General features: G+C 47.2%; 11 protein-coding genes. 8 read left to right on the top strand and 3 right to left on the bottom strand.

Annotation, left to right across the window (positions count from 1 at the left end):
* Nucleotides 1-41: 41 nt before the first annotated feature.
* From G9Q97_RS04320 to G9Q97_RS04310, 3 genes are all read left to right on the top strand, one after another.
* A complete protein-coding gene (locus tag G9Q97_RS04320) occupies nucleotides 42-644 on the top strand; it encodes a Uma2 family endonuclease (RefSeq protein ID WP_166143536.1) in 603 nt (200 codons plus the stop codon).
* Between the two features lie 170 nt (nucleotides 645-814).
* Entirely contained in the window at nucleotides 815-1,015 is a 201-nt protein-coding gene (locus tag G9Q97_RS04315; protein WP_166143534.1) for a hypothetical protein, read from the top strand.
* Nucleotides 1,016-1,129: 114 nt separating this feature from the next.
* Nucleotides 1,130-2,332 (top strand): alginate lyase family protein, encoded by a 1,203-nt coding sequence (locus tag G9Q97_RS04310; protein WP_166143532.1) that lies wholly within the window; start codon nucleotides 1,130-1,132, stop codon nucleotides 2,330-2,332.
* Here the strand turns inward: G9Q97_RS04310 and G9Q97_RS04305 are convergent, their stop codons facing one another.
* On the bottom strand, nucleotides 2,333-4,969 hold the full coding sequence (locus G9Q97_RS04305) for a phosphoenolpyruvate carboxylase (RefSeq protein WP_246255412.1): 2,637 nt from the start codon (nucleotides 4,967-4,969) through the stop codon (nucleotides 2,333-2,335). It lies immediately after the preceding gene.
* Nucleotides 4,970-5,199: 230 nt separating this feature from the next.
* Between G9Q97_RS04305 and G9Q97_RS04300 the strand changes: the two genes are divergently transcribed.
* Nucleotides 5,200-6,465 carry a Tm-1-like ATP-binding domain-containing protein gene (locus tag G9Q97_RS04300; protein WP_166143530.1) on the top strand — a complete coding sequence of 422 codons (1,266 nt, stop codon included), beginning with the start codon at nucleotides 5,200-5,202 and terminating at the stop codon, nucleotides 6,463-6,465.
* Between the two features lie 103 nt (nucleotides 6,466-6,568).
* Here G9Q97_RS04300 and G9Q97_RS04295 read toward each other — a convergent pair whose 3' ends face one another.
* Entirely contained in the window at nucleotides 6,569-8,746 is a 2,178-nt protein-coding gene (locus G9Q97_RS04295) for a carboxypeptidase-like regulatory domain-containing protein (RefSeq protein ID WP_166143528.1), read from the bottom strand.
* A gap of 185 nt (nucleotides 8,747-8,931) precedes the next feature.
* Here G9Q97_RS04295 and G9Q97_RS04290 point away from each other — a divergent pair, with 185 nt between their 5' ends.
* Nucleotides 8,932-9,795: a phosphoenolpyruvate hydrolase family protein gene (locus G9Q97_RS04290; RefSeq protein ID WP_166143526.1), complete on the top strand. Its 864-nt coding sequence runs from the start codon at nucleotides 8,932-8,934 to the stop codon at nucleotides 9,793-9,795.
* Nucleotides 9,796-9,813: 18 nt separating this feature from the next.
* Entirely contained in the window at nucleotides 9,814-10,569 is a 756-nt protein-coding gene (locus G9Q97_RS04285; protein ID WP_166143524.1) for an AAC(3) family N-acetyltransferase, read from the top strand.
* Here G9Q97_RS04285 and G9Q97_RS25350 read toward each other — a convergent pair.
* Nucleotides 10,566-11,720, bottom strand: coding sequence for an amidohydrolase family protein (locus G9Q97_RS25350; RefSeq protein WP_394352975.1), 1,155 nt, complete (start codon nucleotides 11,718-11,720; stop codon nucleotides 10,566-10,568). The genes G9Q97_RS04285 and G9Q97_RS25350 overlap by 4 nt on opposite strands.
* 2,518 nt (nucleotides 11,721-14,238) lie before the next feature.
* Here G9Q97_RS25350 and G9Q97_RS04275 point away from each other — a divergent pair.
* Nucleotides 14,239-14,466 (top strand): hypothetical protein, encoded by a 228-nt coding sequence (locus tag G9Q97_RS04275; protein ID WP_166143520.1) that lies wholly within the window; start codon nucleotides 14,239-14,241, stop codon nucleotides 14,464-14,466.
* Nucleotides 14,463-14,768, top strand: coding sequence for a type II toxin-antitoxin system RelE/ParE family toxin (locus G9Q97_RS04270; protein WP_166143518.1), 306 nt, complete (start codon nucleotides 14,463-14,465; stop codon nucleotides 14,766-14,768). Before G9Q97_RS04275 ends, G9Q97_RS04270 begins: the two co-directional genes overlap by 4 nt.
* The last annotated feature ends 110 nt before the right edge of the window (nucleotides 14,769-14,878 follow it).

Genomic DNA, 14,878 nt, shown 5'->3' with positions numbered 1-14,878 from the left:
GGCAATTTCAGAGAATAAGCTTTTTTTTGTAAATTGTTAGCATGGATCAAAAAGATCAAACAAAAGAGCCATTTACTGAGTATGGCAGGTATTCTTATGCCGATTACCTGAGCTGGCAGATGGATGAAATGGTGGAGTTGATCAAGGGTAAAGTATTCCGATCTGCTACAGCTGCACCAAGAAGGATTCATCAGGAGATTTCAGGAAAGATTTTTTATTTATTGTATAAGTTTCTGGAAAATCATTCTTGCAAAGTTTATGAAGCACCCTTTGATGTCAGGCTTCCGGTAAAGTCAAAGAATAATGAAGATATTGATACAGTTGTCCAACCTGACATATGTGTCATTTGCGATAAGAGTAAATTAGATGATTTGGGTTGCATCGGAGCTCCGGACCTGATAGTGGAGATCTTATCTCCCGGAAGCAATAAAAAAGAACTTAAAAACAAATATGAAGTCTATGAGGAAAGTGGTGTATTGGAATATTGGATCATTCACCCTGATGAGCGGACTGTAATGGCCTATACCCTTGAGGAGGGTATATACGTTCCTTCCAGATTGATGACTTCAGGGGATGTCATACAGTCTGTATCCATTTCCGGATTTCAACTGGATTTGAATTACGTATTTAAGGATTTGGATTAGTGTTTTCTGAATTTCATCATCAGTTCCTTTTTTGGTAAACGCATCATAGCTGGGAAAGTATGCTTTGAATTTCTTTTTGATCAAATAGTACCAATTATCAATGGGTTTTTATAAATTGATCATCAATTATTATCTTCTTATTGACACTATTCACCATTTAATCGAACACTATGAGAACTGCGGGCATTATTTTATTGATTTTAGGAATTATTGGAACCATCATGTTTGGCCTGCAAGCCATGCAAGATTCAGAAAGCTTCAGTTTATTTGGGTTGGATATTGCGGTTAGTACAGCCAATTGGACCCCAGTCATTATCAGTGTTATCCTACTTGTAATTGGCTTGGTGCTGACCAGCAGAGGCAAGAAGTAATTCGAGGTACCCCAAAAATTCTTCTTTGACAGAAAGCAATCAACATTTATTCAAGTGATTTTGCCAATTAATAATAAAATCAGTTTAAAATTTTATCTGTGCATCTGGGTCTTAATGATGATCCTGCTTGGTTTTCAATCTGCATTTTCGCAGACAGATCATACCGCAGGCAAGCGATTTATCTTGTTGGAGGATGAAATCATTCATAAAGTAAAAGAGCGCATTTCCTTTGGTTCTCAAAAGCCCCTTTTTCCTGCAGTCCAAGCACTTCTCAGGGAAGCAGATCAAAAATTATTGGAGGGGCCCTTTTCTGTTACCCATAAAACCCAGTTACCCCCAAGTGGGGATATACACGATTATACCAGCATGGGTCCCTACTGGTGGCCTGACCCTGAAAAAGAAGATGGCCTGCCTTATATCCGCAGGGATGGGGAAATCAATCCGGAATATTACGATTATAAGGACAAAGAGGAATTGGGTAAATTGATGGATGCCCTTAAAACCTTGAGTGAGGCTTATTTTTTTTCAGGAGAAGAAGCCTACGCTGCTCATGCTATAAAGCTGCTTAGTGCTTGGTTTTTGGATCCTGACACCAAAATGAATCCCAATCTGAACTATGCCCAGCGCATCCCGGGAAGGACCGAAGGCAGGGGTATAGGGATTATTGATACCCGCTCCTTTTCGGAATTACCGGACATGCTATACATGCTTTCAGATTCAGAACATTGGATCGCAGAACTGGAAAAAGGAATGGAGAATTGGATTGCTCTATACCTGGATTGGCTGATCAATAGTGAACATGGAAAAGATGAAGCCATCCATGGGAATAACCATACCACCTGGTACTTTGCCCAGGCGATTCCACTGGCCCTTTATGTAGATCAGCAGGAAACAGCGGACAGCCTGGCCCGTGCCGGGCTTCCTTTGATCATGGATGAAATGATCGAAGCAGACGGGTCTCAACCCAAAGAATTGGCCCGTACCCGTTCCTGGGACTACAGTGCCATGAACTTGTTGGGCATCATGAGCTACGCCAAAGCAGCTGACCATACAGGTTTGGATCTTTGGGCCTATGAAAATCCCAAGGGTGGAAGCATCCGAAAGGCACTGGATTTTATGGTGCCTTATTTGGATACTGGGAAAGATTGGCCCTATGAACAAATCCACGATAAAAACGATGCCCGTTTGGCAGCACCTTTATCTATTGCAGCCAGGGTTTATCAGTATAAATCCTACAAACGGCTGGCTGAGAGAATAAGCAATACGGAGGAGTTCCTTTATTGGAACCTGCTTAAATTTAAGGATTTGAGCCATTGATCAACCTGTATTCTTCAAGCCACTGGCCAAAGCCGTGGTTATTTTGAGCAATCGGGTTACCAATGGCGAGTCGATTTCTTTGGAATCTCTCCAGTTTTTGAGATTCTTCAGTTGTAGTTGGTGCAAGCCGTGAAGGGCATTTTTTCTCCGGACTATACTGTCCAGCAGGCCGGCTCTTCTTTCTTCCCTTTCCTTGCCCAATAATTCGCCGATATGCTGCAGTGCAAGTTTATGTTCCTCCATGATGCTTTTGGTGAATTTCACTCCCGTTTCCCTGTTTGCCACCAATCCTGCATATTGGTTCATGATTTCTTCGTCTGCATTCAATAAATTTGTTTCCACCTGTATCAGGATATACCTCAATAAGGGCCAGGTTTCCGCATTTGATTTCAATTGTTCATAAGCTTCCGATTGGTTTCTTTTTAATTGTTCAAAGGCTGTTCCTATGCCATACCATCCAGTAAGGTTGAACCTGGACTGGCTCCAGCTAAATACCCAGGGGATGGCTCTCAGGTCATCCAGTGACCTTTTCCCACTCCTTCGGGATGGCCTTGATCCAATCTTGCTGAGTTCCAGCACATCAATGGGAGTAGCCTGGCCATAGAACTCCAGAAAATCCGGATGACGGACCAATTCCTGATAATGGTTTTGAGCAATGGTAGACAACTTTTCCAAGGCATCCATTGGAAAATCCGGAATTTTCTCGGGAAAGAGGGAATAGGAGGTTTGAAGGGCAGTGCCTGAAAATAGCATTTCCAGGTTATAACCTGCAGTCAGCAAGTTGGCAAACTGCTGAGAAATGGTTTCTCCCTGCACAGTAATTTTAAGGGATCCCTGCAAGCTGCCTGGTGGCATGCTTTCCAGGAAGCGGTGGTATTTTCCGCCCCCGCGGCTGATGGTTCCGCCTATGCCATGAAAAAAGCGAAGTTCCTTCCCATGCTTGCGTCCGGTTTGGGTAAGCTTTTGTTCGGCCTGATAGATGTTCCACCTGCTGGCCATGATACCACCATCCTTATTGCTGTCACTGTAACCCAGCATGATTTCCTGTAACTTGCTGTTTTTGGGATAGGCAGGATGGCTGAGGAAGGCTTCCAGTATTCGGCTGGACTCCTGCAAATCTTCAATGGTTTCAAACAGCGGGACTACCTGAAAGTGGTTTCTGTCCAAACCGGATTCACGCAAAAATAAATAGACCACCAAAAGGTCGCTCAGGCTTCGGGTCATGCTGACGATAAACGAACCGATTCCATCAGCACCAAACTGATCGATATGGTTTCTAATAACCTGAAAACAAGCCAATACCTGATCTGCCTCCGGACCAAAGGATTTTCCGGGGTAGGCAAATGGCCTGTTGCTTTGAAGTTCATCACCAATAAATTGTACCTTTTCCGCTTCCGACCAGGAGGAATAAGGGCTTAAACCGCTAAAAGTGCCGGCGATGATTTGTTCCATGGCCTTCTCATGAAAGCTGCTGTTTTGCCGTATATCCAGGTGTGCCAGGTGAAACCCAAAACATTTGACCTGCCTTTCCAGGGGTAGGATAAATTGAGTAACCACATGGCCGGCATCAATTTCCAATAAGCTTTTTCTGAGTATGTGCAGGTCTTCCAGTAATTCATCAGCATTGCAATAGATCACTTGCTCCCAGAGTTGTGAGGATGTGTTTTTAGCCTTTAACAACATCAAATTTATAAATTGCCGCCAGGGCTCCATGGGGTTACGGGCAAGGGCCGGTTCGCTTTCCGGGCCGATTGCCCTGGCTTTTTCTTGTATTTTTTCTTTAAAAAATTCTGGTACTGGATTCCTGATGGCAGAAAAACTCATTCTTGATCCCAGCAATTCCAGGTTTCCCAGAATCAGGGACAAGGCCGCTTTTCGATGCTCCAACAAGGTATTTTGGGTAAGCTCGGCACTTACGTATGGATGACCATCCCGGTCTCCGCCAACCCAACTTCCCAATTGAAAATCAGGAAAGGCAGCTGCCTCATTAAAAACGGAAGGATCAAAACCCATGGCTGCCCAGCTGTCCATCAATTGTTGGTCAGCTTTGAGTAGGGCTTTAGGGAAAACCTTGGAAAAATAATGCATGACATTGTTTCTTTCCATTTCCAGAGTGGGTTTTTCCAGGTACACTTCACCTGTTCTCCACCAGCGCTCCAATAAAGCAACGATTTCCCGCTCCATACCGGTTCTTTCAAATTTGGAATAGGCATTGTTTTCCAGTTTGACCAGGTTCAAATAGATTTCCCGGTGAAGCTCCAAAATGGATTTTCTTTTGGCCTCCGTAGGGTGAGCCGTCAATACCGGGTACACCTGGATTTGCCGAACGACTTTTGCCATTTGATTGGCCGTCAATCCCTGTTTTTGCCAACGTTGAAAGGTTTCGCCCCATGATCCTCTGATGGAAGTACAACCATTTTCATTGATCATCTTCCGACGCATCTGAACCCCTGCATTTTCCTCTACCAGGTTCATCAACTGAAGGTAAATGCTGAGAACCTGAATATGCTTTTCCTCCAACTCTCCGGCTTCCAGTTCGATTTCCATGGATCCTGTTTTTTGGACAACCATTTTTTCCAAATCATGCTCACCAAGCTGTTGCAAGACCTTTTGGAAACATTTGGTTAGAAAATTCATGTCGCGGGTAATTTTTTGGAAAAGGGGGCTGTTAGTAGTCATCATTGAATGTCAATTAGTGTTTTGAAAGTGATCTTATAAAGATAAGCCTAAGTGTCATGGGATAAAAATCAAAGCCAGGCCAATGCTTTTGATTTCATAATATTTTTAAATGCCCTAATGCATTACTTTTTTTAACTAAAATGCCTACATTCAATCGTAATTTTCCTTTGAAAAAATAAATTCATCAAATGAAGTTTCCTGAAGCACCGGCAATTTTAATAATGGGTTGTTTTGATACCAAAGCAGCGGTTTATTCCCGGCTCCGTGAACAAGTCATGGCTTCCGGCGAAAATGTTTTTTGCATAAATGTCGGTATCATGGGCTCTACGAATATTTTCCCCGTGGACCTGGAAGCAGCCCAGGTAGCGGCAAATGGAGGTTTCGCACTGCATGAATTGAGAACCAAAAAAGACCGTGGACTCGCCCTGGAGGTGATGGCTAAGGGTTTGAGAAAGATTCTCTCCGCCTTTTCAGAACAAAACAAGCTCAAAGGGGTGATTGCCATGGGTGGAGGAGGAGGAACCTTCCTGGCGCTTTCTGCCATGAAGGTATTACCACTTGGGCTGCCAAAGCTATGTATTTCTACTCTTGCTACAAAGGATGTTTCTTCCCTGGTGGGTCTGAAGGATATCGTCCTTATTCCGTCAGTCGTGGATGTGGCTGAACTGAACAGCATTATTGTGCCCATCATAGACCAGGCAGCAGCAGCCATTGTGGCCATGGGGAGAGTGAAAGTGACCCAAATGAAGCAAGCGAAAGGTGTCATTGCCATCAGCATGTTTGGCAATACCACAGCATGTGTCAATGAATGTACCCGGATATTGCAGGAGAAGGGATTTGAGGTAATGGCATTTCATGCCAATGGTTTGGGCGGGAAGACCATGGAAGCCCTGATCAGAGAAGGGGTGTTTGATGGGGTCCTGGACCTGACCACCACCGAATTGGCGGATGAACTTTGCGGTGGAATCTTAAGCGCAGGTCCTGACAGGTTGAACGCAGCGGTGGAAATGAACCTGCCTTTGGTGCTGGCACCCGGCTGTCTGGACATGGTTAATTTTGGTTCCAAATCATCTGTACCGGAGCAATACAAGGATAGGCTTTTCTATCAATGGGCTCCGGATGTGACGCTTATGCGAACCAACGAAGCAGAAAATATGGCGATGGCAAAACAAATCGCGAAAAAACTGAACAAAGGCCGGTATAAATCAAAAATAACAGTAATCACTCCGATGAATGGCTTTTCCCAACTGGATGCGCCTGGCAATGTTTTTTTTGATAAGAAAACTACGCTTGCATTTGAAGATGCCCTATCCAGGCACCTGGATCCGGAAATCGCAACGACCCTAATAGCTGCGAATATCAATGAGCAGACTTTTGCCAGGGCGGCCGTCGAACAGCTTTTGGGGATTTTGGAAAGGGTTAAACCTAAATATAAAGACCTGTCAGGTTTTTAAAACCTGACAGGTCTATTTTCAAATAACTCTTCCAAAAAAGCAATTAACTCTTCCAAAGTTTAAAACTTTGGAAGAGTTTTTTGATTGAAAGACTTGATTGTTATTAATAGGCCAGCGGATCGGGTCGCATTTGGAAATGGTACACCTTGCTGGTGGTACCTTTTCCTCCCTCCATGTGAAAAGGTGCCCGGGTACTGATGGTAGCCCAGATTCCCCTTCCTTTCCAACCTGTATCGGGATCATCGATGCGGCCGTCCATCCATTTGGTATAAAATCCCATGGGATAAGGCACCCGCAAGACTACCCATTCTCCGTCTTTTAGCACCAACAGGCCTTCCGATTCATTTCCGGTATTGATAGGTATATTTTCACCCAGACCCAGCGTATTGAACTGATCTACCCAGGTGTAATAGCTGGATTCAGCACTGCCGGGATAGTCCACACCTTTCATCTGGGGAAGGGGTTCCGGGTAGAAGGTCCATCCTTCGGGGCAATGCTGTCCGGTAGCATCAGGTCCATTTAAAGGTCCGTTGCACTTGCTTCTGTCAAAGCTGGCCATGTGCCCGCTGGCAAGGGCCACCCAGGCCACCCCATTCCGGTCAATATCCATTCCTCTGGGTGACCAGCCTTCTATGGGTTCACCGGCCTCATCCAGAGGCAATTCATATAATTCGGTCAGCGCAGTTTCGGAAGGATTATCACCGGGAACTATTCGTATTACAGCTCCGGGATAACCCAGGGAAGAACCCCAGACTGATCCATCCGCAGCCGGAGCCACGGCATAAAGCCCATTGGTGATTCTCTTGTCTTTTGCAGGATCTACCTCCTCATCGGGTTCCACGTAAGCATCTCTCTTTCCATTCCCATTGGTATCCAGGATCAGCGGGGTCCATCCCTGGGAGGCAATTTCATCTCCGGTTTCAAGGTATTTTTTGGTGTCCAGCCAACCTACCGCCTGACCTCCGCCGCTGGTCCAAAGGGTATTGTTTTCGTCTTCGGCAAACATCAGGTGATGGGTGCTGAATCCGGTACTGATGTGTTGGTATGTTTCCGTCTCGGGATCATATACCCCAAGATGACGGCTGGATCGATTTAAGGGAAATACTTTTGCGGAGGGATGATCGGATCCTTCCTTAAAAACCGAAGGATTATCAAAAGGACGAACTGCAGCCGTTATCCATACCCTGCCTTCTTCATCCAGCATGGGGTTATGTACATTGGCTTTGCTGTTCCAGATGGCTTCTTCTCCCCAATAGGGGGAAGCAGCAGGCATCTCCGGGCCGGAGGCAACAGGGGTATTGGGATCTCTTACTGTCAGGGGTACCTTGGACGTGGTATGGTTTACCGGGTCAAGCACGGGAAGGTAATCGGCACTGGCTTCCAGGGCACCATAAATCAGCCCATTGGCATTTACAGTCGGGTTTCTCCTGTCGGTAGAAACCAGATCATGTAAATAAGCCTTGGGGTCCGCCCAGTCCCATTGGGTGATGACCACATTTCTTTCCAGCCCTTCCGGCCTTTTGGGCATTTCAGGAATTTCCCCTTCTTCAATCCGATCCGTCCAGTCGGCAAACATTTTTAAAAAACCTTCTTTTCCCAGCTGATGTAAGGAAGAAGTCATGCTTCCTCCTGCTTGTCCGGATTGCAATCTTCTTTCCCATGCAGCCTCTGAACTTTCAATTTCTCTGAATGAGGGATGAAACTCCCGGGTACCCTTGCTGCCAAGTTGGTGGCAGGCCAGGCAGTTGCCATTTTTGATGTTTCTCAGATATTGGGCCTGATTGGTAATGTTTGGAGCTATGCCGTTTCCTTCAGGACCGGTTCCGGGAAAATGACTTTTATCCGGAACTTCCAATAGCGAAAACCAATACCCGGCAGGGTAATACTCAGCTGCCTCCTTCGGACTTGGTGCTTCTATTGCATTGAGGTCTAATGATTGACCGGGGCTGGCCTTTTCTTTAGGTGAATCCACCAACCCGTAACCCCTCACCCATACATCAAAGCTTGCATCAGGTAATTCGGGTATCAGGTACCTGCCTTCATCATCCGTGACCACGATTTTGGCATAGCGGGTAGGGAGGTCCTGGGTTTCTGCGATAACCCAAACCCCCGCTTCCGGACCGTTGGCTCCGGTAACTACACCCGATATGTCCATTTCGCCCCTGGGAACAATTTCCTTTTCCTCCTGACAAGCCAGCAATGCCAACAGGAATATGAGAAAAACTGCCATTTTTAATGGATTGTATTCTGTCTGTCTGTAAATGCTTTCTTTTGATTCCATAGTAATATTTGGGTTAATCTATTGTCAAAAAACGCCAAGGAGAAATTTCATATAATTTAATCAATTTTAAAAAACCAAACAAAAAAATGGAATAATACCTTTCAAAAGCCGATAGGTTCCTTGAATCAACGGAGCTTTTGAGGTAACTTGCTTTTTTAAACCAAATTTTAAAATAACTAAGCACCATGCCTAACCCCTGGACAGGAAAGGGCAACCCTTACAGCCGACAAGAAGTAAGGGATCGCCTGAAGAAAACCATTGATAATAAAAAAGCCATAATAGCTGCCGGTGCCGGAACAGGTATCAGTGCCAAGTTTATCGAAAAAGGCGGAGCGGACTTGATCATTATCTACAATTCGGGCCGTTTTCGCATGTCAGGTCATGGCTCTACTGCCGGCCTCATGGCCTATGGAGATGCCAATGCGGTAGCCATGGAGATTGGTGAGTTTGAGGTCTTGCCCGTGGTGGAAGAAGTGCCCGTGATTTGCGGCGTTCACGGTTCGGATCCCCGACGAAGGATTTGGCATCACTTACTCAAAGTGAAAGATATGGGCTTCTCGGGAATCAATAATTTCCCCACCCACTGCATCGTAGATGGAAATTTCCGTCAGATATTGGAGGAGACCGGAATGAGCTTTGACAAAGAGGTGGAGATGGTGCGTATAGCCGATAAAATGGATATGTTTTCCATTGTTTACGTGGCCAAACCAGAGGAGGCGATCAAAATGGCGGAAGCCGGTGCGGATGCCATCATTGCCCACGTCGGCACCACCGTCGGGGGCTCCGTGGGGGTTACCGGAGCTTCCTGTACCATGGAGGAGGCGATTGACAAAACCCGTGAAATAATGGATGCCTGCCAATCCATTAATCCGAACTTGTTTTTTTTGACGCACGGCGGCCCGATCAACACCCCAGAGGACGTGCGGCAGGTACTGGATGCTACGGATGTACACGGTTTTGTGGGCGCCTCTTCCCTGGAGCGTATGGGTGTGGAGCAATCCCTGCTGGATCTTACGCGTTCGTTTAAGCAGTTAACGTTGAAAAATTAAGATCTCTCCATTTTAACTATGACGGAATGGAAAAAACTGATTCAAGCCGACCTGAGCCAGCTTGGGTTGGGCGAGGGGGACCAGGTACTGGTTCATGCCTCTTTGAATTCCTTAGGAAAGTTTTCGGACAGGGCAAAAATCGTCGTTAATGCCCTTCTGGATCTGTTGGGACCTGAAGGAACCTTGTTGATGCCTGCATTATCGTATAAGACCGTTACCCCAAAAAATCCATTTTTCGATGTTTTGAAAACTCCCTCTTGTGTCGGCGGCCTGCCGGAGTTTTTCCGCACCTTTCCAGGGGTAGAACGAAGCATGCACCCCACACACTCGGTCTGTGCGATCGGAAAATTAAGCGATTATTTTCTCTCCCAACATTTGCTGGATGATACACCCTGCGGCCCGCATTCTCCTTTTGCCAAGCTTCCTGAAGTGCATGGAAAAATCCTGTTTCTGGGCTGCGGGTCCCGGCCCAATACCTCCATGCATGCCGTGGAAGAAGGCATCAAACCACCTTATCTATTGGGTGCCAGGGTCCTTTATACCTTAAAAGATCAAACCAGAAGAGAGATGTTGAAATCGTATTATACGCATGATTTTGCCGGATTCGAGCAGCGTTACGAGCGGGTGGAAGGACTTTTGGGATCGGATTCCTGCCAAAATGGAAAGGTGCTGCTAGCCGATTCGGTACTGATGGATGCCCGGAGCCTTTGGGAAAAAGGGACCCTCCAATTAAAGAAGGATCCCTATTTTTTTGTAGATAGAAAGGAGTCTTAGTGCCTGCCTACACCGCAGCCACAGCCGCTGTGCATGTACGTTTGGATGCTCTCGTGCCAGGGAAAGGCTTCCTGAAACAGGCGATTTTCCCAGTAAAAGGGCGGTCGCTCCCGGTTAAGGTGGCCGATCTCGTTCATGTTTTCCGTTTCATACAAGCGTCCGTTGATCATGGTATGGGTGATGCTTTCCGAGTGGCGGATATCCGCTAGCGGATTTTTATCCAAAACGATCAAATCGGCCAGTTTACCGGGCTTGAGTGATCCCAGGTCCGCATCCATTCCGATATACCGGGCGCCGTTGATGGTAGCCGCTTTCAATGCTTCGTGGTTGGACATGCCGCCTTGTGCCAGGCTCCACAATTCCCAATGAGCACCCAGGCCTTGCAGTTGTCCGTGACCACCCAGATTAACGGTGACGCCTTTATTCGCCAGATCGGTGACTTGCCGGGAAGTGAGGATATGGCTGTTTTCGTAGGTTTCCTCCGGGACCATCGTGCGGTGACGGGACCGTGCATCGATCATCCCCCGGGGACTGAATCGCAGCAATTTTTCGTTTTCCCAAACGTTTGTTTTCTGGTACCAGTAATACTCTGCGTTGATGCCGCCATAGTTGACAATCAGCGTGGGGGTGTAGCCCACCTCCGTTTGGCCCCAGAGCTCCAACACGTCTTTGTACACCGGTGCGATGGGGATGTTGTGTTCGATGCCGGTGTGCCCGTCCTGAATCATGGAAAGGTTATGGAAAAAGGTGGAGCCGCCCTCGGGCACCACATTCACCCCGAGTTCCCGGGCAGCTTGCAGCACCTGTTGCCGCTGATCCCTTCGCGGCTGGTTATAGGATTTCACGGCTGTGGCACCGAAAGCCTTTGTACGGCGTACCGAAAACCGGGCATCTTCCAGCTTGTTGATGACCGCTTTGAAATCGCCATCCGCCCCATAGAGAATAAAGCCCGTGCTGAAAATCCGGGGCCCTACCAGTGCACCGCTTTGCACCATTTCGGAAAGGGTAAAGACCGTTTCGGTATTGGCCGAAGGGTCGTGGGCGGTGGTCACGCCATAGGCCAGGTTGGCGTACAATTGCCAGTTTTGCTGCACGGTAAGCCCATCCCTAAATGCTCCAATATGGGCGTGGGCATCCACGATGCCCGGCATGATGGTTTTTCCAGCCATGTCGTAAACCAGGGCCCCATCGGGGATGGAAATGGCAGCAGAGGCACCTACTGCCTTGATGGTGGAACCTTCGACGATGACCGTGCCGTTTTCGATTACTTCATCTCCTTCCATGGTGATCAGGGTGGCACCGGTAAAGGCAATGATACCTTCCGGCCGATCGACCGCAGCCTCCAATCCAATTTTTATCGGTTCGGTTTCGGTTTTTTCCTCTTCCAGATCTGATTGGCCCAGAAAATCAAAGTTTTCGTCCAGTCGCTTGCTGTGATAGGCATCCCCCAGCGTCCACAGAATGGTCTCACTGTCTGGAGACCAGTGCAGGTTCAGGCCCGCATCTTCGGATAGTTGGGCCACCGGCAGGGATTTGGTTTTATCATCCAGGTTGACCGTTTGTCCATTGAGTACAAGGGGTGCCAGGTAGGCTTTGTGCAAGTGGATAAAGGCTACCCATTGGTTGTCCGGACTGGGAACCAGGCGGTTGGCGTATTTGGATTCAATGTGCGTGCGCTCGTCCTGTCCATTCAGGTCTACGGATTTCAGGCTTTTGGTCAGGTTTCCGAAGAACTTTCCGCCGGTCTGGAAAAATACACGGTTTCCATCTCGGGTAAATACCGGGAAATCGCCCTCTTCCACCAACTTTTTGGTCTCCCGGGACTGGCGATCCATCAGGTAGATGCCGGGATTTTTGGTAAAGGTGCGGCCCTGATCCAGGTTGCCCGATTCTTTTCGGTAGAGGATCCGTGATCCATCCGGAGAATAGGAGGGGTTTCGGTAGATTCCTTTTTCCTGGCTAAGGATGCTTAACCGATTATTGCTCAAATTCACTTCTTTAATGGCTCCTTTGTTCAGGTCATTCCAGGTTACAAAGAGAATTTTGTCCCCTGTTGGCGAAAAGGCCGGTTCCGCCTCAAAGTCAGTACCCTCCGTAATTCTTCTCGGTTTTCCCTTTGGCAAGTCTTTGATCCAGAGATAACCCAATGCCCGGAATACCAGTTGCCGGCCATCCGGCGAAGTGACCGCATCCCGGATCATGCGGGAGGTGAAGGTCTCTCTTGCGATGGGATGGCTGAAATGAACCCGTTCGGCTACTGGAATAGTCGCGTTTACCGTAAAAGGAATGTTGCTTTGGTCCAGGTTTTCGGTATCGATTTTCTGGATTTTCCCTTTGGCCCAAATCAGAATCTGCCGGTTGTCCGGCATCCAGGCGAATCCGGGGTAAACCCCGAAAATGGCCCAGGCGGTCTGCTGGTCTTTGTTTAGTTCATCATAGACCGGCCATTCTTCGCCCGTTTCCAGGTCGTGGATGTAGAGCACCGATTTGGTTCTGACTCGTTTTACAAAGGCCAGTTTTTTTCCATCCGGAGAAACCTGGGGCCGGGCTGCACCTCCGGGTCCTCCGGTGAGCGTTTCCGTTTCACCTGTTTCAAAATCGTAGCGTTTGATCACATAAATTAGCCCATTGGGATCCCGGTTGTATTCAAAGCTGCCACCTGGAGCCATGTCTTCGCTGAAATAAAGGTACCTGCCATCGGGCGATACACTGGGTTCATTGACATCCTGCTGGTCGTTTTTCCGTTGGGTAAGTTGCAAGCCTTCTCCGCCGGAAATATGGTACTGCCACATTTCTCCGGCACCCAGCGATCGACCGGAGGTAAAGTGTTTTCGGGCCACCAGGTAGTTGCCATCCGGCATCCATACGGCATTATTGAGCAGGCGGAAGGACTCTTTGGTAACCTGACGGGCATCGCTGCCATCGGGCTTCATCACCCAGACGTTGTCCCCTCCTCCGGCATCAGAGGTAAAGGAAATCCATTTCCCGTCCGGGCTAAAACGCGGCTGAACCTCAAAAGGCAAGCCGGATCTCAGGACAGTTGCAGTTCCTCCGGAGATCGGCATGGAGTAGATATCTCCCAACAAGTCGAAAACAATGGTGTTTCCGTCAGGGCTGACATCCAGGTTCATCCAGGTGCCTTCATCGGTAGTAAAGGTTACGTTTTCAAATTCCCAATCTCCTTCGGGCGCGGCTACCTGCCAGTCGGTTTCTTCCTGGGCCAGGATAGGAGAGGTGATGAATAGGAGTATAACTGCTGTTTTGAATAATATGGCACTCATGAAATTCCGGATTATTGATTTGGAGGGTAAAGATAGGGAGAAATTGCTGTTCTGCGATTTTTTTGGTGAACTTGGCGAAGCCGCCAGGTTCCTAATGAAGAAATTCCTTAACTACCCTTTGGTAAGCAGGGTAACTTCATTCAGTAGCTACCATTTATAGATATCGTCAACAGTCATAGCAGAAATTCCGGCCATTAGCTGAAGTCTATTAGAAGTTCGGAACGACCTGAGGATTAACCATGTGCTCGCAATTTACAAACCTAGGGCCACATGGTAAAGTGACAAACAAAAGGGCTTAGTGGAACTGAGAATGGCGGTTAAGCAACACCAGTTACCGGGTTGAGAAGAAACATAAATCCACAAATAAAATGTTACCTTTATAATTATTATGGGAGCAATAGACATAAAACAGGAATTAAGAACGCTGATCGAAAAGGAAAATGACCTTCATGTGTTGGAGGCGATTAAAACCTTACTTATTAAGTCCAGTTTAGACCCGGTGCTTAAAGAAAAACTGACCTCCAGGGCATTAAAAGCCGAAGAAGATATCCGGGCAGGCAGGGTATATACAAGGGAAGAGTTAGAGAAGAAGCTGGACGACAGGTTGGGTCTATGAGGGTAGTTTATACAGACCAATCCCTGGAAAGCCTGGAGGAATCCCTAAAATTTTTGCTGAAGGTCCAAAAGGTTCCTTTAGAAAAAGCATTAGAGATTAGAAAACAATTACTGGACAGGGCAGATGGTCTGATCATCAATCCCCACATGGACCAATATGAGGAATATCTGATGCATTTGGGAAAAGGGCACAGAAGGTTGGTGGAAGGCTATTTTAAGATCATTTACCTGATAGAAGACGGCCTGATATTTATAACGGATTTTTTTGATACCCGACAGTCCCCGGAAAAAATGAAAGGATAACCAACCTCCCGTCAGAATGAACATTGAACCAACGACAGATTTTTCAGATTAGGAGGTCTTTGTCATCAGTCGTCAGCGAAATGTGCTCCTTTTTCATGGCTATTGGCAGA

Source organism: Cyclobacterium plantarum, assembly GCF_011290685.1.
Classification (GTDB): Bacteria; Bacteroidota; Bacteroidia; order Cytophagales; family Cyclobacteriaceae; genus Cyclobacterium; species Cyclobacterium plantarum.
This window is presented reverse-complemented; position numbering and strand designations above follow the sequence as displayed.

What these genes read in the sequence shown, in the direction of transcription:
- G9Q97_RS04320 (WP_166143536.1), top strand. Translation starts at nt 42, where the DNA reads ATGGATCAAAAAGATCAAACAAAAGAGCCATTTACTGAGTATGGCAGG.
- G9Q97_RS04315 (WP_166143534.1), top strand. Translation starts at nt 815, where the DNA reads ATGAGAACTGCGGGCATTATTTTATTGATTTTAGGAATTATTGGAACC.
- G9Q97_RS04310 (WP_166143532.1), top strand. Translation starts at nt 1,130, where the DNA reads ATGATGATCCTGCTTGGTTTTCAATCTGCATTTTCGCAGACAGATCAT.
- G9Q97_RS04305 (WP_246255412.1), bottom strand. Translation starts at nt 4,969, where the DNA reads ATGAATTTTCTAACCAAATGTTTCCAAAAGGTCTTGCAACAGCTTGGT.
- G9Q97_RS04300 (WP_166143530.1), top strand. Translation starts at nt 5,200, where the DNA reads ATGAAGTTTCCTGAAGCACCGGCAATTTTAATAATGGGTTGTTTTGAT.
- G9Q97_RS04295 (WP_166143528.1), bottom strand. Translation starts at nt 8,746, where the DNA reads ATGGAATCAAAAGAAAGCATTTACAGACAGACAGAATACAATCCATTA.
- G9Q97_RS04290 (WP_166143526.1), top strand. Translation starts at nt 8,932, where the DNA reads ATGCCTAACCCCTGGACAGGAAAGGGCAACCCTTACAGCCGACAAGAA.
- G9Q97_RS04285 (WP_166143524.1), top strand. Translation starts at nt 9,814, where the DNA reads ATGACGGAATGGAAAAAACTGATTCAAGCCGACCTGAGCCAGCTTGGG.
- G9Q97_RS25350 (WP_394352975.1), bottom strand. Translation starts at nt 11,720, where the DNA reads ATGCCGGGCATCGTGGATGCCCACGCCCATATTGGAGCATTTAGGGAT.
- G9Q97_RS04275 (WP_166143520.1), top strand. Translation starts at nt 14,239, where the DNA reads ATGGGAGCAATAGACATAAAACAGGAATTAAGAACGCTGATCGAAAAG.
- G9Q97_RS04270 (WP_166143518.1), top strand. Translation starts at nt 14,463, where the DNA reads ATGAGGGTAGTTTATACAGACCAATCCCTGGAAAGCCTGGAGGAATCC.